21 protein-coding genes and 2 tRNA genes are annotated in these 19,247 nt (G+C 58.9%); 13 read left to right on the top strand and 10 right to left on the bottom strand.

Annotated elements, in window-relative coordinates:
* From TR61_RS01880 to TR61_RS01870, 3 genes are all read right to left on the bottom strand, one after another.
* The coding region (locus tag TR61_RS01880; RefSeq protein ID WP_157440796.1) for a type I polyketide synthase at positions 1–2,520 on the bottom strand (2,520 nt) is incomplete at its 3' end.
* Positions 2,521–2,783: 263 nt separating this feature from the next.
* A tRNA-Asn gene (locus TR61_RS01875) sits at positions 2,784–2,858 on the bottom strand.
* Positions 2,859–2,951: 93 nt separating this feature from the next.
* Complete coding sequence (locus TR61_RS01870) at positions 2,952–3,866, bottom strand: MBL fold metallo-hydrolase (RefSeq protein ID WP_050927839.1); 915 nt, start codon at positions 3,864–3,866, stop codon at positions 2,952–2,954.
* Positions 3,867–3,905: 39 nt separating this feature from the next.
* Between TR61_RS01870 and TR61_RS01865 the strand changes: the two genes are divergently transcribed.
* A complete protein-coding gene (locus tag TR61_RS01865; protein ID WP_050927838.1) occupies positions 3,906–5,216 on the top strand; it encodes an ATP-binding protein in 1,311 nt (436 codons plus the stop codon).
* A gap of 47 nt (positions 5,217–5,263) precedes the next feature.
* On the opposite strand, the gene TR61_RS01860 is transcribed toward TR61_RS01865, so the two are convergent.
* Positions 5,264–5,340, bottom strand: a tRNA-Ile gene (locus TR61_RS01860).
* Between the two features lie 113 nt (positions 5,341–5,453).
* On the opposite strand from TR61_RS01860, the gene purM reads away from it, so the two are divergent.
* The 3 genes from purM to rnd all read left to right on the top strand — a co-directional run bounded on the left by purM (position 5,454) and on the right by rnd (position 8,404).
* Positions 5,454–6,503, top strand: coding sequence for a phosphoribosylformylglycinamidine cyclo-ligase (gene purM, locus TR61_RS01855; protein ID WP_050927837.1), 1,050 nt, complete (start codon positions 5,454–5,456; stop codon positions 6,501–6,503).
* Positions 6,500–7,099, top strand: coding sequence for a phosphoribosylglycinamide formyltransferase (gene purN / locus TR61_RS01850; RefSeq protein ID WP_082181802.1), 600 nt, complete (start codon positions 6,500–6,502; stop codon positions 7,097–7,099). The genes purM and purN overlap by 4 nt, the downstream gene beginning before the upstream one ends.
* Before the next feature lie 147 nt (positions 7,100–7,246).
* Complete coding sequence (rnd, locus tag TR61_RS01845) at positions 7,247–8,404, top strand: ribonuclease D (protein ID WP_050927836.1); 1,158 nt, start codon at positions 7,247–7,249, stop codon at positions 8,402–8,404.
* A gap of 6 nt (positions 8,405–8,410) precedes the next feature.
* On the opposite strand, the gene TR61_RS01840 is transcribed toward rnd, so the two are convergent.
* On the bottom strand, positions 8,411–8,935 hold the full coding sequence (locus tag TR61_RS01840) for a hypothetical protein (protein ID WP_050927835.1): 525 nt from the start codon (positions 8,933–8,935) through the stop codon (positions 8,411–8,413).
* Positions 8,936–9,069: 134 nt separating this feature from the next.
* On the opposite strand from TR61_RS01840, the gene TR61_RS01835 reads away from it, so the two are divergent.
* Positions 9,070–9,483 carry a SufE family protein gene (locus TR61_RS01835; RefSeq protein ID WP_050927834.1) on the top strand — a complete coding sequence of 138 codons (414 nt, stop codon included), beginning with the start codon at positions 9,070–9,072 and terminating at the stop codon, positions 9,481–9,483.
* A gap of 33 nt (positions 9,484–9,516) precedes the next feature.
* Here the strand turns inward: TR61_RS01835 and TR61_RS01830 are convergent, their stop codons facing one another.
* Both TR61_RS01830 and TR61_RS01825 read right to left on the bottom strand, forming a co-directional pair.
* Positions 9,517–10,179, bottom strand: a complete 663-nt coding sequence (locus tag TR61_RS01830; protein ID WP_082181801.1) for a DUF1638 domain-containing protein — start codon at positions 10,177–10,179, stop codon at positions 9,517–9,519.
* 94 nt (positions 10,180–10,273) lie between these two features.
* Positions 10,274–10,975, bottom strand: a complete 702-nt coding sequence (locus tag TR61_RS01825; RefSeq protein WP_050927833.1) for a corrinoid protein — start codon at positions 10,973–10,975, stop codon at positions 10,274–10,276.
* Between the two features lie 215 nt (positions 10,976–11,190).
* Between TR61_RS01825 and TR61_RS01820 the strand changes: the two genes are divergently transcribed.
* The gene (locus TR61_RS01820) at positions 11,191–12,291 is read left to right on the top strand and encodes a PA0069 family radical SAM protein (protein ID WP_050927832.1); all 1,101 of its coding nucleotides are present in this window, start codon (positions 11,191–11,193) and stop codon (positions 12,289–12,291) included.
* Between the two features lie 59 nt (positions 12,292–12,350).
* On the opposite strand, the gene TR61_RS01815 is transcribed toward TR61_RS01820, so the two are convergent.
* Positions 12,351–12,833, bottom strand: a complete 483-nt coding sequence (locus TR61_RS01815; RefSeq protein ID WP_050927831.1) for a fasciclin domain-containing protein — start codon at positions 12,831–12,833, stop codon at positions 12,351–12,353.
* Between the two features lie 591 nt (positions 12,834–13,424).
* On the opposite strand from TR61_RS01815, the gene TR61_RS01810 reads away from it, so the two are divergent.
* The 6 genes from TR61_RS01810 (at position 13,425) to TR61_RS01785 (ending at position 17,462) form a co-directional block, all read left to right on the top strand.
* Positions 13,425–13,811 (top strand): hypothetical protein, encoded by a 387-nt coding sequence (locus tag TR61_RS01810; protein WP_050927830.1) that lies wholly within the window; start codon positions 13,425–13,427, stop codon positions 13,809–13,811.
* A gap of 140 nt (positions 13,812–13,951) precedes the next feature.
* The gene (locus TR61_RS01805; protein ID WP_157440795.1) at positions 13,952–14,176 is read left to right on the top strand and encodes a hypothetical protein; all 225 of its coding nucleotides are present in this window, start codon (positions 13,952–13,954) and stop codon (positions 14,174–14,176) included.
* Positions 14,169–14,537, top strand: coding sequence for a hypothetical protein (locus TR61_RS01800; protein ID WP_050927828.1), 369 nt, complete (start codon positions 14,169–14,171; stop codon positions 14,535–14,537). Before TR61_RS01805 ends, TR61_RS01800 begins: the two co-directional genes overlap by 8 nt.
* Positions 14,524–15,153 (top strand): hypothetical protein, encoded by a 630-nt coding sequence (locus TR61_RS01795; protein WP_157440794.1) that lies wholly within the window; start codon positions 14,524–14,526, stop codon positions 15,151–15,153. Before TR61_RS01800 ends, TR61_RS01795 begins: the two co-directional genes overlap by 14 nt.
* 456 nt (positions 15,154–15,609) lie before the next feature.
* Positions 15,610–15,801: a hypothetical protein gene (locus TR61_RS01790; protein WP_050927826.1), complete on the top strand. Its 192-nt coding sequence runs from the start codon at positions 15,610–15,612 to the stop codon at positions 15,799–15,801.
* Complete coding sequence (locus TR61_RS01785) at positions 15,798–17,462, top strand: hypothetical protein (protein WP_050927825.1); 1,665 nt, start codon at positions 15,798–15,800, stop codon at positions 17,460–17,462. The genes TR61_RS01790 and TR61_RS01785 overlap by 4 nt, the downstream gene beginning before the upstream one ends.
* Positions 17,463–17,738: 276 nt before the next feature.
* Here the strand turns inward: TR61_RS01785 and TR61_RS01780 are convergent, their stop codons facing one another.
* Positions 17,739–18,002, bottom strand: a complete 264-nt coding sequence (locus TR61_RS01780; protein WP_050927824.1) for a hypothetical protein — start codon at positions 18,000–18,002, stop codon at positions 17,739–17,741.
* Between the two features lie 252 nt (positions 18,003–18,254).
* On the opposite strand from TR61_RS01780, the gene TR61_RS01775 reads away from it, so the two are divergent.
* Complete coding sequence (locus TR61_RS01775) at positions 18,255–18,902, top strand: recombinase family protein (protein WP_050927823.1); 648 nt, start codon at positions 18,255–18,257, stop codon at positions 18,900–18,902.
* 127 nt (positions 18,903–19,029) lie between these two features.
* Here the strand turns inward: TR61_RS01775 and TR61_RS19815 are convergent, their stop codons facing one another.
* Positions 19,030–19,209: a hypothetical protein gene (locus TR61_RS19815; protein WP_157440793.1), complete on the bottom strand. Its 180-nt coding sequence runs from the start codon at positions 19,207–19,209 to the stop codon at positions 19,030–19,032.
* Positions 19,210–19,247 lie beyond the last annotated feature (38 nt).

The raw sequence follows: 19,247 nt of genomic DNA, 5'->3' as shown, positions 1-19,247 counted from the left end.
GGCGGTGGGGCCTGCCAGCGTGGCATGGGGCCCAAGTTCGACAAAGGTGGTCGCGCCCAGTTTCAGCGCAGCTTCGATGCCCGCCTGGAACATCACCGGCTGGCGCAGGTTCTGCCAGCCATATTCGATGTCGAACCGTGTTTCGGGTTTGCCTGTGACGGTCGAAATGAAGGGGATCCGGGGCACGCGCCAGTCGATCTGGCGAACTTCGTTGCGGAACCATGCCTCGCCCGCATCCAACTGATAGGAATGCCAGGCGGTGTCCACCTTCAGGATACGGATGAAAGTGTCAGGCTGGGTAAAGCTGAACTCTTCGACGAAATCATGGATCGCGTCGTAATCGCCGCTGATGGTGACCGATCCCGGCCCGTTGACCGCGGCAATGCCGATCAGCCCGTGATCGGGCAACAGCGCCTCGACATCCTCGCGGGCAAGCCCGATGGCGGCCATGGCCCCTTTGGCACCCAGCTGATCGCGGATCGCGCCGCGCTTCGACAGGAAGCGTGCCGCGCCATCCAGGCTGATGCCGCCTGCGACGTAAGAGGCCGCAGCCTCCCCGATGGAGTGGCCCACGACCATGTCAGGCCGCACGCCCATATGCGCCCAAAGCGCCGCCAGCCCCGATTGGATCGCGAACAAAGCGGGCTGTGTGACCGTGGTGTCGTCGATGCGAGAGCTGGCCTCGTCGCGCAAAAGCTCTTCGCGGATCGACCAGCCGGCGGCTTTGACGAAATGCGCATCATACTCTTCGACCGCTTTGGCGAAGATCGGCTCGTCTTCCATGAACTGGCGGGCCATGCCCCACCATTGGCTGCCTTGCCCTGCGAACATGAAGCACAGTTTGCCGCCGTCGCTTACCTGCCCGCGGCGGATGTTGGGGTTTGCCTCAAGCGCTTCGGCATCGTTTTCGGCCAGCGCGGTGAGGGCGGAGGCAAGCTCCTTGCGGCTGCGCGCCAGGATCACGGCGCGCTGGGTCTTGTGCGTGCGGGTGTTGGCAAGGCTTGCCGCGATGGCGGAAAGCGGCGCGTCTTTCAGCTGGCGGCGGTCTTTCAGCGCGTCACGCAGCGCCGCAGCTTCCAGCGCCAGCCCTTCGGCCGTGCCGGCGCTGATCGCGAAGACATGGGGCCAGTGATCGGTATTCAGACCGGCGCGGGCAGGGCGCGTGGCCGCGGGCACGATCCGGCGGATTGCAGGCTCCGGCGGCGCGGAGGAGACCAGCGCGCTGGCATTGGTGCCGCCGAAGCCGAAGGAGTTCACCACGGCGACCCGCATACCGTCCTGTTCCGGGAAGACCTCGGGCTTTGTGGGCACTTTGAGGTTCAGCGCGTCAAAGGGAATGTTCGGATTGGGGCTTTCGAAATTGATATTGGGCGCAATCTGTTTGTTGCGCACCGACAGGATCGCCTTGATGAAGCCGGTGATGCCGGCGACGGGTTCCCCGTGCCCCACATTGGCCTTGCCCGATCCCACGAAAACCGGCCCCGACAGCGCCTGCTGGCCGATCACCCGGCCGATCGCGCCCGCTTCGATCGGGTCGCCCACCGGGGTACCGGTGCCATGGGCTTCGACATAGCCCACCTGATCGGGGCGCAGTCCGCTTTTGTGAAACAGCCCCTCCAGCATGTCGATCTGCGCGCATTGGCTGGGCGCGGTGATGGTGCTGGTGCGGCCGTCCTGATTGCAGTTCGTGGCGTGGATCACACCATGGATGCGGTCGCCGTCGCGCAGCGCCTCCGCATAAGGTTTGAGACCCACGACCCCCACACCTTCGCCGCGCACAAAGCCGTTGGCCTTGACGTCAAAGGTGCTGACCTGGCCCGTATTCGACAACATGCCAGCGCGGGAAAAGGCAATGAAACTGGAGGGATGCGCGATGATGTTCACGCCCGCGACAATGGCGCGGTCACACCCGCCCGATGCAAGGCTCTGAACCCCTTCATTCAGCGCCACCAGCGAGGATGAACAGGCCGTGTCCACCGCAAAGCTGGGCCCCGAAAGGTTCAGCCGGTGCGAGATCCGGTTTGCATTGATACACAGGGCATAGCCGGTGCCTGCAAAGGATTCCGGGTTGGTGGGGCGCAATTCCTGCAAGGTGCGGTAATCGGATTGGCTGACACCCACGAACACGCCCGTTTTCGCGGCCTGATAGGCCTCAAGCGGCGTGCCGCTGTCTTGAACGGCTTCATAGGCAGCTTGCAGCAGCAGGCGCTGCTGGGGGTCCATCGAATCCGCCTCGCGCGGGGAAATCCCGAAAGCGCCCGCATCAAAGCTTCGGATATCGTCCAGAAATCCGCCCCATTTCGACACGGATTTGGCGATGGCATCGGGGTTTTCGTCGTAAAATGCCTCGGCCTGCCAGCGGTCCTCGGGCACCACCCGGATGCCGCAGCCTTTCTTCAGCAGGAATGACCAATAATCGTCGGGAGTGGTGTTTCCGCCAGGAAGCCGGCACGCCATGCCGACAACTGCGATCAGGTCCTCGGTCGAGCCAAGGTCGTCCGTCCGCGATAAACTATTCACTCAAATGTCCCCAGTATCCATGGGTGCCCGAAAAGCAGCATGGGCCCCTTTTTTTTCGGAGTATTCGTCGAAGGGCCAGTAGCGTCAACACGCATCGCCGAAAAACAAGGGCTTTCTGTGCGGTGCATGCCGCTTTTTGCGGCAGGTTCCAGTCTGGCGGGAAATTGCCGTATTTCGTGCAATCTGAGGTGGAGCCGCTTGCTGTGAAAATCGCGCGGCACAGGCGCGACTTGAACGCGGTCAGTCGAAGCGAAGAAGGATTTTGGCTCCGGCGGTAGGGATCGAACCTACGACCAATTGATTAACAGTCAACTGCTCTACCGCTGAGCTACGCCGGAACGGTTTGGGCGATATAGCAACCTCTTTTTGCTGCGTCCATAGGGTTGGTGCGGAAAATTGCGGATTTTTTCACCCTGGCGCGCGGGTGCGGGTCAGACCCGTTCGAAACGCGCAAGCGCCGAAAGCTGCCCCTGTGCGGAAACGGATTTTTTGCCATGAAGATCAACAAGATGGGCGAAAACGTTGCGCTCGGCAGCGGGCAGCAGGGCGGGCGGGGTTTCGGTATAGATCGTCTCGGCGAGGGTTCGTGCGGTTTGTGGACCGGCCTCCAGCGCCTGCAAAATCGCCGCCTCGCGCGCCCGTCTGTGGCCCACCAGCCAGTCCAGCCGGCCCGCCGGATCGTCGATGGGCGCGCCGTGGCCGGGGTGGAAAACGGACCAGTTTCGCGCCTGCAGACGCGCGCAGGACGCCATGAAATCGGTCAGATCCCCGTCCGGAGGAGAAACCAGCGAACTGGCCCAGCCCATCACGTGATCGGCGGTAAAGCAGATCTCGCCCCAGGCAAGAGCGATGTGGTTGCCGATATGGCCGGGGGTGTGAATCACCTCAAGCGCCCAGTCGCTGCCTGAGATGAACTCGCCATCCGCCACGGTTCGGTCCGGGGCGAAATCGGTGTCCACGCCTTCGCCGCCGCCGGCAAGCCCGCCCTGGGCCAGCTGCGCCATCACCGCGCTGCGCCCGGCGGTGGCATCGCCAAAGGCCAGGACCGGTGCACCGGTGGCCCGGGCGAGGGGGCGTGCAAGCGGCGAATGGTCGATATGGGTGTGGGTGACGATGATCCGGGTGATCTCTTGACCGGGGCCCACCGCATCGAGGATCGCCTGCAGATGTGCAGGCATATCGGGGCCGGGATCAATCACGGCCAGATCGCGCGTGCCCACCAGATAGGTGTTCGTCCCGCGATAGGTCATGGGCGAGGGGTTGGGCGCCACGATCCGGCGCAGACTGTCCGACAGGGTGACAGGCTGGCCGATGGGCGGATCAAAATCGTCAGGAGGGGTCTGCATGCTCTTTCTCTCGCGGGTGCGGGCGGTTAGGGTTCGCCCATGTCGTTTGGCTGGCTCAAGAACTATATGCCGCGCGGGCTTTATGGGCGGGCCGCGCTGATCCTGATTGTGCCGGTTGTATTCGTGCAACTTGTTGTCTCGATCGCCTTTATCCAGCGTCATTTCGAAGATGTCACCACCCAGATGACACGCACCCTGCTGCGCGAGCTGGTCTTTGTCTTTGATGCCGCCGATCAGGCCGGCACGCAGGAGGCGGCGCTGGATCAGATGGCGCCCTACATCGAACCGCTGAATTTCGATGTGAGTTTCGAACCGATGCCCGCGGAAAACCGGCTCAGGTGGTACGATTTCTCGGGCCGGGTGATGATCCGGACGATGAATGAACGCGCGCCGCAGGTGCAGCGGTTTGAACTGCCCGACAACCGGATGGTGGTGATTTATGCGGATACGCCCCTTGGGCCGATGCGGATCGGGTTCGAACGCTGGCGGGTGTCGGCGTCCAACCCTCATCAATTGCTGGTGACGATGGTGTTCTTCGGCGCGCTGATGACGGTGATCGCCTATATCTATCTGCGCAATCAGCTGCGTCCGATCACCCGGCTGGCGGATGCGGCGCAGGCTTTCGGGCGGGGGCGGCATGTGCCTTACAACCCGCGCGGCGCGATCGAAGTGCGCGCGGCGGGCGCGGCTTTTCTGGATATGCGCGCGCGGATCGAACGGCAGATCGAACAGCGCACGATGATGTTGTCGGGCGTCAGCCATGATTTGCGCACGCCTCTGACCCGGCTGAAACTGGGGCTGAGCATGCTGGACGAGGACGAGGCCCAGCCGCTGCTGCGCGATGTCGATGACATGCAGCGCCTGTTGGACGAATTTCTGAATTTCGCCAAGGGCACGGCCGAGGGAGAGCCCGAAGAGGTGGATCCCATCGCCCTGATCCAGTCGGTGGTGGCCGATGCCCAGCGTGAAGGCAAGGATGTGCGCCTTGCGCTGATCGAAGGCGAAGGGTCTGTCATGCTGCGCCCGGTGCCCATTCGGCGCGCGATGGAGAACCTGATCGGCAATGCGGTTCGCTATGGCACGAAGGCCGAAGTGTCGGTGCAGCTGACCGACAAATCCCTGCGCCTGCGCGTGGAGGACAATGGTCCCGGTATTCCCGAGGACAAGCGTGGCGAGGCGCTGAAGCCGTTTTCCCGGCTGGATCCTGCGCGCAACCAGAACAAGGGCTCGGGCGTGGGGCTGGGGCTGGCCATCGCGTCGGACATCGCGCGGGCCCATGGCGGCGTGCTGCGGCTGGGAGAAAGCGAAAGCCTTGGCGGGTTGCGCGCCGATCTTGTCATTGCGCGCTAGACCGGGCGCTTGAGGTCCCGGATCAGGTCCGGGACGCGCTGGCGATATGGTAGGCCCGGCAGGACTCGAACCCGCAACCAAAGCGTTATGAGCGCTCTGCTCTAACCAATTGAGCTACAGGCCCGCCATCATTGTTGGGTAGCATGATCGCCGCCCGCGTCAAGCCTTCCCGTTGCGCAAGCGCGCCGGATCGTCTAACCCGCGCATCACGGCAATGCCCAATGGAAGGACCCCGCGATGAGCGATGGAAAGAACGGCCTGACCTATGCCCAGGCGGGCGTGGATATCGACGCGGGCAACGCGTTGGTGGAGCGGATCAAACCGGCGGCGAAATCCACATCGCGCAGCGGGGTGATGGCGGGTCTGGGCGGCTTTGGCGGGCTGTTCGATCTGAAGGCCGCCGGGTACGACGATCCCATTCTGGTCGCCGCCACCGATGGCGTGGGCACCAAGCTGCGCATCGCGATCGACACCGGCAATGTGGACGGGGTCGGCATTGATCTGGTGGCGATGTGCGTCAACGATTTGGTCTGTCAGGGGGCGGAGCCGCTGTTTTTCCTGGATTACTTCGCGACCGGCAAGCTGGAGGTGGATCAGGCCGCGCGCATCGTGGAAGGGATCGCTGCGGGCTGCCGCGCGTCGGATTGCGCGCTGATCGGCGGCGAAACGGCGGAGATGCCGGGCATGTACCCCGCTGGCGATTTCGACCTGGCGGGTTTTGCCGTGGGTGCGCTGGAACGCGGCACCGATCTGCCGCGCGATATCGCGGCGGGCGATGTGCTTTTGGGGCTGGCCTCGGATGGGGTGCATTCCAACGGCTATTCACTGGTGCGCCGGGTGGTCGAGCTGTCGGGGCTGGGCTGGGACGCGCCGTGCCCCTGGGATGACAGTGTCAGCCTGGGCGCGGCGCTGCTGACGCCCACGCATCTTTACGTGCGCGCGGTTCTGAAGCCGCTGAAGGCGGGGCATGTGAAGGGGCTGGCCCACATCACCGGCGGCGGGCTGACCGAAAACGTCCCGCGCATGCTGCCCGAGGGTTGCGGGGCCCAGATCGATCTGGGCGCCTGGTCGCTGCCGCCGGTCTTTGCCTGGCTGGCCGCTCTGGGTGGGCTGGAACAGGCCGAGCTTCTGAAAACCTTCAACGCCGGAATTGGCATGGTCGTCGCAGTGCCCGAGGCGGCGGCGCAGGATGCGGCGGCCCTGCTGGCCGATGCGGGTGAAACCGTCATTCCGCTGGGTCGCGTGATCGATGGGCAGGGCGTAAGCTATACCGGGCGGCTTTCGTGACGAAACGCGTGGCCATCCTGATCTCGGGCGGGGGGTCGAACATGCTGGCGCTTCTGGACAGCATGACGGGCGACCACCCGGCGCGGCCGTGTCTTGTGGCCTCGAATGATCCGGCTGCGGCGGGTCTGGCGCGCGCGGCCGAGCGCGGCGTGCCCACGGCCGCCGTCGATCACCGCCCCTTCAAGGGCGATCGTCAGGCTTTCGAGGCGGCCTTGATGGAACCGCTGCTGGCGGCGAAACCGGATATCCTGTGCCTTGCCGGTTTCATGCGCGTGCTGACCGAAGGCTTTGTCAGCCAGTGGCAGGGGCGGATGCTGAATATCCACCCCTCGCTTTTGCCGAAATACAAGGGGCTCAACACCCATGCCCGCGCGCTGGAGGCCGGCGACGCCCAGCATGGCTGCACCGTGCACGAGGTCACCGCCGCGCTGGATGACGGACCCATTCTGGGCCAGGCGCGTCTGGATATCCAGAACGATGATACGCCCGAAACCCTTGCCGCGCGGGTTCTGAAGCTGGAACACCAGCTTTATCCGGCGGTTCTGCGCCGCTTCGCAGCCGGTGACCGCAGCCCCGTTTTCCTTCCCGAGCCCTGAAAACCCTGGTCTTGCGCTGCGATTTCGCTCCGTTTAGACGCAAGCTGTTGTGCATGTCGCGGTTCCTCGCCTAATATCGGTGCAAGTGGGGCGTCAGACCGGGAAGTCTCGGTACAACCGCAATAAGAATAAAAAGACAGAGACCTGATGAAGACACTGACCACCACGGCCGCGCTTGAGGACTTCTGCAAAACCGCGCGCGAATTTTCCTATGTGACGGTGGATACGGAGTTCCTGCGCGAACGCACCTATTATTCCAAACTGTGCCTGATCCAGCTGGCCTATCCGTCCGATGACGAAGACAGCGCGGTTCTGGTCGATCCGCTGGCGGGCGATCTGTCGCTTGAGCCGCTTTACGATCTGTTCCGTGACCAGAGCGTGGTCAAGGTGTTCCACGCCGCGCGGCAGGATCTTGAGATCTTCTATTTCGATGCCGGCGTCTTTCCCAAACCCCTGTTTGACACGCAGGTCGCCGCGATGGTCTGCGGGTTCGGTGAACAGGCGGGCTATGAAACACTGGTGCGCAAGATCGTGCGCAAGCCTTTGGACAAATCCTCGCGCTTTACCGACTGGTCGCGCAGGCCGCTGTCCGAGGCGCAGAAAACCTATGCGCTGGCCGATGTGACCCATCTGCGCGATATCTATGAACATCTCGCGGCCGAGCTGAAGCGTACCAACCGCTCGCACTGGCTGGAGGAAGAGCTTGAGATCCTCACCAATCCCGACACCTATGACAGCCATCCCGAAGATGCCTGGCAACGGGTGAAGACCCGGTCGAACGCGCCGCGTTTTCTGGCGATTGTGCGGGAACTGGCGGCCTTCCGGGAAACCTATGCGCAGGAAAAGAACATCCCGCGCAACCGGGTGTTCAAGGACGACGCGCTGGTCGAGCTGGCCTCGACCAAACCTAAGACGGCGGCGGATCTGGGCCATCTGCGGCTTTTGCTGCGCGAGGCGCGCAAGGATCCCATCGCGCAGGGCATACTGGATGCGGTGGCGCGCGGCGTGGCCTGCCCGCAGGACAAGCTGCCCGTGCCCGATCAGGGGCGCGGCAAGGCGCAGGTCAATCCGGCGCTGGCCGATCTGCTGCGGGTTCTGCTGAAGGCGAAAACCGAAACATCGGGCGTTGCGGCCAAGCTGATCGCCAACAGCGCGGATCTGGATGCCATGGCGTCGGGGATGCGCGATGTGCCGGCGCTTGTCGGATGGCGGCGCGAGGTTTTCGGCGAAGATGCGCTGCGGCTGTGCGAGGGGCGCGTGGCGCTGGCGGCGAAAGGTCAGACGGTGAAGGTCATCGACCTCTGACCCGGATCAGCGGCGGCGCGTTTCGCGCGCGTTGCTGGCACCCACCACGCGCACAACGCGGGTCTGCGCCAACGTATCATTCGAGATGGACCGCGCCACCGTCACCCGGCGCACCGCCTCGGACCCCACGGCGGTGTTGTATTCAGGATAGACGATATCAAAGCTGTAGCTCAGCACGCCATCGACCGGCTCATCATCGACATTGGCCGGCGTCAGCTGCACGTCATAGGGCCCCTGGCGCGCCGCGATCCCTTCGACCAGGATGATCGCACCGCTGCGCGTGCGTTCGATGCGCAGTTCGGTCACCGTCTGGATCGGCACACCGGGATAGACGTAATCGGGCCGCGCGAACATCGACCGGCGCTGGTTCGGGATCAGCGGGTTCACGTCGCCTTCGGTTTCCGATACGGCCACTTCGCGGCTGTTGCCGAACCAGTTCAGCGGGTTCAGCCGCGTGTTGCATCCGGCCAGAACCATGGCTGTCAGCGTCAGCATCAGGATGGGTTTGGCGGCTCTTGCGCGTGTCGTCATGAAACTCTGCCCCGGAACTTCTTTGTGACCATTGGGTTAGCGCATCCCGTGCCTGTTGAAAAGCGTCAACCGTGGTCTGGACAGCGCACGGCCCGCATCATAGGTGAGATTGCGCATCACCAAGAGGACGAAATATGGCCAGCCAAGCCTTTGAAGAGATTGTCGAGGATTTCGAATTCCTGGAAGACTGGGAAGACCGCTATCGCTTTGTGATCGAGCAGGGCAAGGATATGGACCCGCTGGAGGATGCGCTGAAAGTGCCCGCCACCAAGGTCACGGGCTGCGCCAGCCAGGTCTGGCTTCACCCCACGATCACCGATGGGCGGTTTCACTTCGACGGCGAAAGCGATGCGATGATCGTCAACGGCCTGATCGCGGTTCTGCGCAAGCTGTATAACGGTCTGACCCTGGCCGAAGTGCTGGCCGTCGACGCCCGCGCCGAGATGGAGCGGCTGGGCCTGAACGACCATTTGTCGGCGCAACGGTCGAACGGGCTGCGGTCGATGATCGAGCGCATCCGCGAGGTCGCCGCGGCCGAGCTGGGCTGAGGGCCCGGATTTTCGCAGAAGAAATCCTGTCCGTCAGACCGGGCGCTGCGCCCAGTCTTTCAGAGTGACAGCCAGATCGCCATAACCCGTCTTGCGATGCTCGAACGCCAGCCCCAGGCGTTTCGCGCAGTCCTGCGCCTTGGCCAGAAGCGCCGGATCGTCGGTCTGCGCCTGATAGACCAGCTTGGTGTAATGGCCGAAATAGGCCTCAAGCAGTTCGGGGTGGCGATCAAGGCCCAGCGGTTTCCAGACAAAGGCATCGAATTGCCGGGTCAGGAAATCGGTCAGGTAAAAGGCGGTGATTTCGTCTTCATGGGCACCAAAGACCGCGTTGCCTTCGAAAAAGCTGTAACAATGCGGGCCCTTGATCATCTCGACCCCCAGCGCGTCGCAGGCCGCCTGAAGCTGACCGCCCGTGCCGCAATCGGCATAGGCCACATAGATTGCCTGATACCGTGCACGGTGTTTTTCCACGGCGGCCCGGACCGCATCGGTGATCTTTTCGGGGTGGTTGTGCAGGATCGCAGGCAGGCAGGTCAGGTCCAGATGAGACCAGCCGCCCCGTGCTTTCAGATCCAGGATTTCCCGCGCCAGCGCACCGCAGGCGACGATCAGCACACGGCCTGTGCCGCTGGGCGGGATGCCCTGTTGGGTCAGCTCGTCAAAGCCGGGCAGGGGGGCGGGCTGGTCGATCACCTGGAATGATCCCTGTCGCGCCGCTCAGGGGCGCTAAAAAGAAAACACCCGCGCGGGATGTCCGGCGCGGGTGCGTGCATGCTCATGGCGGCGCTTACGCGCTCATCTGGTTGTGCTTGCGCGCCACGAAATCCTTGGCCGTTTCCACCGCCACGGCGGCATCGCGGCAATAGGCGTCGGCACCGATGGCTTTGCCGAATTCCTCGTTCAGGGGTGCGCCGCCCACCAGCACGATGTAATCGTCGCGAATGCCCTGTTCGACCATCGTGTCGATCACGACCTTCATGTAGGGCATCGTGGTGGTCAGCAGGGCCGACATGCCCAGAATATCGGGGCCTTCGGATTCCAGCGCTTCGAGATAGTTTTCAACCGGGTTGTTGATGCCCAGATCGACCACTTCGAACCCTGCGCCTTCCATCATCATCGACACCAGGTTCTTGCCGATATCGTGGATATCGCCCTTCACCGTGCCGATCACCATCTTGCCCACGCGCGGTGCGCCGGTTTCGGCCAAAAGCGGCTTTAGGATCGCCATGCCGCCCTTCATCGCGTTGGCGGCCAGCAACACTTCGGGCACGAACAGGATGCCATCGCGGAAGTCATCGCCCACGATCTTCATACCGCCCACCAGAGCCTTGGTGAGAATGTCATAGGGCGCCCATCCGCGTTCCAGCAGGATGTTCACACCTTCTTCGATTTCTTCCTTCAGACCATCATAGAGGTCATCGAACATCTGTTGGACAAGCTCATCATCGTCCAGCTCGGACAGGATGATGTCGTCTTCTTCCTCGGACATAAGCGCGTTCCTTCAATACACGTGCCGACTGTCTGGATCGGCCCATTCGCTGTGGCCCTTCTGGACTGAAGGGTGATTCCAGACTGCGACAATTGCGACGTCGCCGACACTGCAACCGACCATTAGCGCGGTTTGGGCGGAAATGGTAATGAAGATTGCGCATGAGAATTATGGGTTTATTGCAAGGGTTCTTCTTTTGTTCTATTCCGGGACTCATGCACGATCCCACCCTGCCAGATGGCGAAAATCGCCCCATTGATCCTGCGCGCCGCGCCGGGCGGGGGGCGGTGCAGAATGCCTCAAGCCGGTTCGATCTGGCGCGGTTGGAAGAAGGCGACGGATGGGACATTCCCGAAGACAGACCCGGTTTCAAAACCCAGGTGTCGATTGAAAGGCCACGCAGCATCATCACCTATAACCGCTCGCCCGATCTGCCCTTTGATCGGTCGATCAACCCCTATCGCGGGTGCGAACATGGCTGCATTTACTGCTTTGCCCGGCCCAGCCATGCCTATCTGGGGCTGTCGCCGGGGCTGGATTTCGAAACCCGGCTGGTGGCGCGGCCGCAGGCGCCCGATGTGCTGGCGCGGGAACTGGCGGCAAAGTCCTACCGGGTGGCCCCCATCGCAATCGGCACCAATACCGACCCCTATCAGCCCTGTGAGAAAGAGCATCAGATCACGCGCGCCTGCCTGCAGGTGCTGTCCGATTTCAACCATCCGGTTGCCATCGTCACCAAGGGCGCGCTGATCGAGCGCGATATCGACATTCTGGCGCCCATGGCCAAGCGGGGGCTGGCGCGGGTGGGGATCTCGCTGACCACGCTGGATGCCGACCTGTCGCGCCGGATGGAGCCGCGCGTGCCCGGCCCAAAGCGCCGTCTTGCGGTAATCCGGGCGCTGTCCTCTGCCGGGATCCCTGTGCGCGTGATGACCTCGCCCATCGTGCCTGGCCTCACTGATCCGGAGATCGAACATCTGCTGCGCGCCGGAGCCGAGGCCGGGGCGACATCTGCCAGCTGGATCATGCTGCGCCTGCCGCGTGAAGTCTCGGAGATCTGGCAAAGCTGGCTGGCGGAACATTACCCGGACCGGGCCGAAAAGATCATGGCCCGCCTGCGCGAAATGCATGGCGGCAAGGACTATGACCCGCGCTGGGGCCACCGGATGCGGGGGGAGGGGGTTTACGCCGAACTGATCGGCCAGCGCTTCAAGGTCTATGCGCGCAAACTGGGTTTGGCGATCACTTCCACGCCCATGCGCTGTGATCTGTTCGCGGTTCCGCCCAGACCGGGCGATCAGCTGTCGTTGTTTTAAACAAAAAAGGGCCGGACCCCGGTGAAAAGGTCCGACCCACGCAAGCAACAGTGTCCCGATTAGTTCGGCAGGATCACTTCGTCGATGACGTGGATCACGCCATTCGACGTCTCGATATCCGCTTGAACCACTTGCGCGCCGTCAACCAGCACGTCGCCAAAGGCGTTGATGTCCACGGTGTCGCCGTTGACAGTCGGAGCGGAGGTCTGCGTGCCCTGCAGATCGGACGACATCACTTTGCCCGGCACAACGTGGTAGGTCAGAATGGCCACCAGCTGATCGCGGTTTTCGGGCTTCAGCAGGTTTTCAACGGTGCCGGCGGGCAGCGCTGCGAATGCTTCATCTGTCGGAGCGAAAACGGTGAACGGGCCATCGCCTTTCAGCGTGTCGACCAGACCGGCAGCTTGCACGGCAGCGACCAGAGTGTTGAAGCTGCCTGCGGACACGGCTGTGTCGACAATGTCAGCAGACGAGGCGTTCGACACGGTCGGCAGGGCAAAAGCGGCTGCGGCGGTGACGGACAGAAGTGTTTTACGAAGCATGGTTTGGCTCCCCCTTGTTTGGTTACAACGTAAAGGTTTACGCAGGGGTCATCTTTTGGATCACAGCGGCCGTTCACGCTTTCGTCAGAATTGTGACCGCGCCTGCTGCGCACACGCGAAATCTCTCTTGCCGCCCGCCACGCGTCCTGCAATAACGCCCATACCCTTCACGGGCCCAAGTGGCGGAATGGTAGACGCAGGGGATTCAAAAGAACCTGTGACCCCTATATAAATCAACCACTTACACTTCTCTCATTTCAAAAGATAGACACAAGGTAGACACCTGAATTCAGTCTTTTGTCTGCAAAAATATGCAACCTTGGGGTGTGTCTGCAGTACTTTGGCAAATCTGTCAACAAAAAAGTTTATAACAAAAACAATAGCTTAGAAAGAATTTTCCATAAAGCCCTCATTTTTTTCTTGACAACCTCCCAAAACATGTTAGAATATCACTATAGGACAGAGATGCGTCCTCTTGTTCCGTTTGGAACATGACTTTCCGTGGCATGGGCAGGTTAGCCTGATACGCGTGTCACAATCGGGGCGGTGGATTTCCCCTTTCAGAAACATTTGCTGAGAGGTGGGCCACTAATGCGCCATAAGTATATCCGTCGTCACTATTCCAAGTACCAAGTTCGTCTAGAGGGGAAGACAGTTCCCTTCTCTGACCTTGATGCAGCTATCGCCTATCGCAACAAGACCTTGGGCTATGACCCTGATCCATCTTTCGTCGTTCGGAAGACATCAAAGGTGGTCAGCCTGCAGGAGTTCGGCGATTGGTGGCTGGATAATCCTAGCTACGATCCTGTCTTCTCTTCTCTGGTCCAAGAGGCAAAGGCAAAGGCTGAAGCTGGTACGCTGACCGGGAAAGATTTCGACAAGCTGAAGAAGATTATAGCGGATAGCTGGGTGCCTTGGAATGACGACGAGGTAGCCGAACAGAAGGCTTATTCGAAAGCTGTCAAAGCAGCTAGATAAGCTCATTTTGGCCGCCCCCGGTACCCCCCTACCTGACCCCGGCCAAACGTGCGCTGAGAGCCCTTATTTTTATTGCTCAGATTTAGCGAAATCACGGGGGGTATACCCTGTTCCAAACAGTCAACAGAGAAAGGAAAACTATGACTGATCGAAAACCCAAAACCATGTCGGAATATCAAGACATGAGACGTAAGGCACCACGCCAATATTACTCCACCAAAGTCCAGAACGAGATGCTGAAGGACCGAGTTGATCTTGGTGACAAGTTCTACGGCCAGCCTGCGTCTGCTGCGTCTGATGAGTTATCTCTAGAAGATCTTCAACGTCTTCATGCCCTTTTGACCAAGGAGAAGGCGAATGACTAAGAGTTCTCTTCCTGATCTCCGCGACCTGATGGACCAGTACGACGAGGCCACAGAGGAAACCGAGGTGTTTCTTGTCTGGCTGTACAAGGTCGGGGCACTGCCCACCCGTAAGTCTACGTCCATGAGTGAGCGTCATCTAGCTTTGGCCTATGCGCTGAGCCGTCTGAAGCCCTTCGTCTGCCGAAGGCTGAACATCACGACATTCGATAGTTGGATGAAAGATACGATGGTCAAGCTTCTGGCCTATGGCGTCATCAAGGAAGTGGACGTGGTGGATGAGCTTCTGCCCGTCTACGTGCCTACCCAGAGAACGATGTCGGAACTATCGAAGATTGTGGAGGTGACCCATGCTGCGTCCTAAGCATCGCGCACCGGAGAAACCCGTACAGGTCATGGAGCTTGGCGAGGACTGGACATTTGAATACGTGTCTGACGTTCACGCCACTGACGACCTCTATGCTGTGATCAAGTCCAGCAAGTACCCGTCGCCTGTCCAAGTACGGAAAAGCAAGCTCTCTGGTTTGTTCTACTTCTCCGCAGAGTGGGCTTTGCCTTCCGCTGTGTCTGACGGAAGCTACACTACGCTGACCACCTTGCTGCGACATGCTGGGCTTCATCTACACCCAGAGAAGATAGGTTCACCCAAGGCTGCCCCTGCACGTGATGAGCCAAAAGCTGTGGACGTTATCAAGACTGCAGAGAAGCCGACCCAAGTTAATCAGGGTGAAGTAGATGGTATCCAGTACGTCGAGAAGTATTACCGCACATCTGCCATGTCGCATGACCTGTCAGTGACCTTCACCCACCCGGACTTCCCTGAGCCTCTGGTTGCTATTCGTAAAGCCAATGAGCCTCACCTGCGCTTCTATGACGACGGCAGGTTACCTGTGGAGTTGATGGGTTACTACACCACGGCTGCTGATGCCCGGCAGGCAATCAGTAAGTACGTCGAAGCCAAAGCTTTCGAGCAATCCTGACTAACTAACCCTCCTAGTTTCTCCCAACTGGCCACCTGAGCTTCCTGTGCTTGGGTGGTCCTTTTTCCCCAATCAAGGAGACCTGATGCCCAGATATACACCGATTCCGCATAGTCGGAGAGATAATGCCAACTGCCTGCGATGTAGCACCAATCCCGTACATCACGCCCAACGCACCTTCTACAGCCTTTGTCATTCATGCCTGAGAGACACGCAACTAGGTCCATACAAACCACGATACCCAGCCTTCCAGTATCCGGAGCGGACCATCTCTCAAAAGAAGCCTGATAATCCCAATCAAGGACTGTGTCGGAACCTGCTGAGCAGAAACCTATCGCAAGGCAGACTTAGGAAGCCCCAGAGACCCGCACAGCGGCCTCGGATCATCCCAGACGATAACCAACAGAGAGAGCCATACAGGCCCCCCACAGACCCCTTTGAGGAGAGAGAAATCAAATGAAGTTCACCAAGAAAGAATTTGAAGAGACGTTTACGCCTGATGCGGACAATGAACACCTGTTTCACAACATGCTTATGTGCGCCAAGTGTGGGAAAGAACCACGCCACACCAATGATCGCGGTATGCAGTTCCGCTACGGATACAACTGCCTAGCCGAGCTTCGCAAAGAGCGGGGTGTCTGGGAATGAGCGTAGTTGAGCAAACCCATGAAGCTGTCTGGGAGGCCGTTGGGGCGTGTCCCGATGGCTTGTATTGGAACAAGGGCAGCTTGCGGTTCTTCACGGCTGAAACTGGTCTGGGCAAAACGACAGGGTTTCGCAAAACGATCAAACGCCTCTGGGATACCTATTGGCAGGACATGCCTGTTCTGATCATGGTGCCTACCCGCAGGGATGCGGACATCATGTTTCAGGAGATGGAGAAGATCGAACCCGGTGCTTCAGCCGTTTGGACCCAGTGGCATGACCCTGAAAACACTCAAGTGCCTGCGTTCACTCCGTCTGCCAAGTTCAGCAAGCATGAGGCATCCAAGAGAAAGTGTCTGATCCTGACACATAACGCAGGAAGGCAAGCCGAGGAGTGGGTAGGACGAAGAGACTTGGTGTTCGTAGATGAATACCCACAGCCTGCCAGTAGCGACACATTCGAGCCTTACCACTTCACGAAGGCCAGAGATGACGAGGCTAAGAGCGGTCCACTTGGTGATCTGTTCCGCATGGCGTCAGATTGGGCTGAAATACAGGAAGAACAAGGCTTGCGGCCCGTTGTGGTGCCTGAGTGGGTGGACAAACTGTTGGCTGTCTCCCCTGTCACCGAAGCGGGACGACATCTGCAAAAGCTGGCTCAAGGTATCAAGGAGGGTCGAGCCTTTCAGACGAAAACCAAGACATGCTCGTGGACCTGCTTTGATTTTGATCTCCCGTTCCAAGACCGGACAATCATCTTCAGTGCTACCGCTCAGTTTGAAGGTTGGCAGTTCGGTGTCGATTACGACATTGGGAAGGATGGACCACAGGTTGATTACAGCAACGTGGTGTTCAATTGGCATCCTTGGCCGGAGGGTGTGAGCACGTTTCATCGTAATATCTTGTCGAACAGAGATCAGCGTGAGGTCTTCTTTGAGCATATCCGTCAAATGGTCCAATGGGCTGATGAACACACGTTGATCATTTCGCCAAAGGACTTTGAATCGGACATCCAGCACATGTTCGAGGAGGCTCATGTCACCCACTACGGCTGTGATGTTGGTTCAAATGAATACAGGGACTGCAACCGTGTTTTCCTGATTAGTGAGTTTCACAAGCCCGCTCATGTCCATCGTGCAAACTATTTGGCGCATAGAGGGGTGGAGAAGGTCACCGAGGACAACTTGAAGCCTGTCAGCAATACACAAAGCTCCACTTACGCCAAAGTCAGAGACAATAACTACTCGGTTCATCTCAAGCAGATGGTGTCACGGGGAACCTGTCGCTATGTGAATGACAAAGGGGTGGCCAATGCTATGGAGGTCACTTGCATGATCGACAAGGATCGGTTTGCGAGATTGGTCCCTGAGTTGTTTCCCGGTGCTGTGTTGATCTACCCGGAGGGGCAGGAGCCAAAGATCAACAACGTGCGTGGTAAGCGTCAATCAACTGTTGAGAAGTTGATGATCTACCTGCCCACAGTGCCTGATGATCAGAACGTGGTGACGTCTGTTTGCCTGAAAGACGCTGACATCATCATCAAGGGGGCACAACGGAAGAAACAGATCACCGAGGCAGGTGACATCTTCGTCTCTTTGGGTTGGACGTTTGAAGAAGGTACGGCAGGTAGATACGGCAAGCCTGCGGGCTTCGTGCGTGTCTAAAGGTAGACCCGGAGCGTCGGGGTGGTTTCTTCTTAGTTGAGAGAAGAGACAAAAAGGAAAGGAGAATATGTACCTGAGTAAGAGGAAAAACCTGTGGGGGCGATGGGTGTGGACCCGGTAGCGTACCGTGTAGTCTCCCGAGAAAGGAGAAGAGTTTTTAAAGGTTCATTATCTAAGGATATCTATATAGATGATTGACCTTTAGAAATTCCATAAGTTCCGCCTCGACCTTTAAACTTCCGGGTTCGTCTCCTCTCTCTTAGGGAACTGTGACACTTAAAGTGGCGTAGAGTCCTTCTTCTTAATCAGGAGATACTTCCCTTCCTTCTTCGCCTTGAACCCTAGATTCTTTGCTGTCTGATCATCCTCGGGCTGGTAGTTAGCTACTTTCTTCTGAAAGTCACTCCAGTCCTTCGAATCTCTCTTGATACCAGCCACAGCAGACTCAAAAGCCTTCCTAAAAGCCTCCACTTGCTGCTCTTCTTCAATCATCTTCTTATACTTGCCGTAGAGCTTGGAAGGTACTTCAAGTTTGGGCATGAGTCTTCTCCTCTTCTCTGTCTAATCCACGACCATAACACGTCAGGAAAAAACTACGAGAAAATTTTTAGGTGTCATTCAGAATATAGGAGACCCCCCGTGCCCCCCGGGGTGCCCCCCAAGGCCATCATCTCTTCCTCTGTCTCATTAAATTTCCCCGGGAAAGCTGGGATTTTACACGTTAACGAACGTTGATGTTTGTGTTTCCATGTGTATATCTTCAATGAAGATAGATGGTGATGGAGGTAGATCATGTATGTGACCTACAAGAGAGTGAGCACCAAGGAACAAGGCAAGAGTGGACTGGGCCTAGATGCACAGCAACGGGACATAGGTCTGTATCTGTCGAACTACGCAGATGAAGCAGAGGTGGTAGGTGAGTACACCGACGTACTGTCAGGAACAAACAGCGACAGACCAGAGCTAGCAAAGGCTATAGATCACTGCAAAAGGGTGGGAGCCACATTGCTTGTCTCCAAGCTGGATCGTCTCTCTCGCAAGGTCTCGTTCATTGCCAAGCTGATGGAAGACAAGAACCTATCGTTCAAGGTAGCCCAGATGCCCCACGCGGACGCCTTCCAGCTTCATATCTACGCTGCACTTGCTGAACAGGAGAGGGACTTCATCTCGAAGAGGACCAAGGCTGCACTGGCAGAGGCAAAGGCACGAGGCGTCAAACTAGGTGGAGCACGTGACGAACTGAATGCACGACACAAGGCAGTGAGGGAACAGGCGGACAGGGATGCTCAGAAGGTGGCCAAGTTGATGTTACCTCTTCGTGACGCAGGCCAAACGCTGCAACAGATCGCGGATAGTCTCAATTCAAGTGGAGTGACAACAGCCAGAGGTGGCCAATGGCACCCTACGTCAGTGCGCAGGACGCTGGAGAGACTGAGCTAAGGGGTGCGTCACACCCAGACAAACCAAGTCTGTCTCTAACCCATTGATTTAAAACAGAGGTGAGAGATATTCGCCTAGCTGCACTGTTGGGAAACTGCCACCTGAAGTGTAAACGTTTTTCGCGGTGCTAGTTCCATCCGCCATTGCATTGGAGGTGGGCCATGGGGATATTCTTATCAGACGCTGAAGGAGCAAGCGCTCTCATACAGGAATGATACGGTGAAAAAAAGGTCAGGATTGCTGCTGACATGATAATCGAAAGCCCAAGAATTAATGCAGCTTTTTGTAAATCTGTCACTTCTTTCATATTGGTTCCTCATGAATTGGTCGGTCTTTGAATTTACT

The organism is Aestuariivita boseongensis, assembly GCF_001262635.1.
Classification (GTDB): Bacteria; Pseudomonadota; Alphaproteobacteria; order Rhodobacterales; family Rhodobacteraceae; genus Aestuariivita; species Aestuariivita boseongensis.
Note: the sequence above shows the minus strand (reverse complement) of the source record. Positions and strands in the feature narration are given on the sequence as shown.

What these genes read in the sequence shown, in the direction of transcription:
- TR61_RS01785 (WP_050927825.1), top strand. Translation starts at nt 15,798, where the DNA reads ATGAGCGTAGTTGAGCAAACCCATGAAGCTGTCTGGGAGGCCGTTGGG.
- rnd (WP_050927836.1), top strand. Translation starts at nt 7,247, where the DNA reads ATGAAGACACTGACCACCACGGCCGCGCTTGAGGACTTCTGCAAAACC.
- TR61_RS01780 (WP_050927824.1), bottom strand. Translation starts at nt 18,002, where the DNA reads ATGCCCAAACTTGAAGTACCTTCCAAGCTCTACGGCAAGTATAAGAAG.
- purM (WP_050927837.1), top strand. Translation starts at nt 5,454, where the DNA reads ATGAGCGATGGAAAGAACGGCCTGACCTATGCCCAGGCGGGCGTGGAT.
- TR61_RS01805 (WP_157440795.1), top strand. Translation starts at nt 13,952, where the DNA reads ATGACTGATCGAAAACCCAAAACCATGTCGGAATATCAAGACATGAGA.
- TR61_RS01870 (WP_050927839.1), bottom strand. Translation starts at nt 3,866, where the DNA reads ATGCAGACCCCTCCTGACGATTTTGATCCGCCCATCGGCCAGCCTGTC.
- TR61_RS01800 (WP_050927828.1), top strand. Translation starts at nt 14,169, where the DNA reads ATGACTAAGAGTTCTCTTCCTGATCTCCGCGACCTGATGGACCAGTAC.
- TR61_RS01775 (WP_050927823.1), top strand. Translation starts at nt 18,255, where the DNA reads ATGTATGTGACCTACAAGAGAGTGAGCACCAAGGAACAAGGCAAGAGT.
- TR61_RS19815 (WP_157440793.1), bottom strand. Translation starts at nt 19,209, where the DNA reads ATGAAAGAAGTGACAGATTTACAAAAAGCTGCATTAATTCTTGGGCTT.
- TR61_RS01790 (WP_050927826.1), top strand. Translation starts at nt 15,610, where the DNA reads ATGAAGTTCACCAAGAAAGAATTTGAAGAGACGTTTACGCCTGATGCG.
- TR61_RS01825 (WP_050927833.1), bottom strand. Translation starts at nt 10,975, where the DNA reads ATGTCCGAGGAAGAAGACGACATCATCCTGTCCGAGCTGGACGATGAT.
- TR61_RS01840 (WP_050927835.1), bottom strand. Translation starts at nt 8,935, where the DNA reads ATGACGACACGCGCAAGAGCCGCCAAACCCATCCTGATGCTGACGCTG.
- TR61_RS01795 (WP_157440794.1), top strand. Translation starts at nt 14,524, where the DNA reads ATGCTGCGTCCTAAGCATCGCGCACCGGAGAAACCCGTACAGGTCATG.
- TR61_RS01865 (WP_050927838.1), top strand. Translation starts at nt 3,906, where the DNA reads ATGTCGTTTGGCTGGCTCAAGAACTATATGCCGCGCGGGCTTTATGGG.
- TR61_RS01835 (WP_050927834.1), top strand. Translation starts at nt 9,070, where the DNA reads ATGGCCAGCCAAGCCTTTGAAGAGATTGTCGAGGATTTCGAATTCCTG.
- TR61_RS01820 (WP_050927832.1), top strand. Translation starts at nt 11,191, where the DNA reads ATGCACGATCCCACCCTGCCAGATGGCGAAAATCGCCCCATTGATCCT.
- TR61_RS01815 (WP_050927831.1), bottom strand. Translation starts at nt 12,833, where the DNA reads ATGCTTCGTAAAACACTTCTGTCCGTCACCGCCGCAGCCGCTTTTGCC.
- TR61_RS01810 (WP_050927830.1), top strand. Translation starts at nt 13,425, where the DNA reads ATGCGCCATAAGTATATCCGTCGTCACTATTCCAAGTACCAAGTTCGT.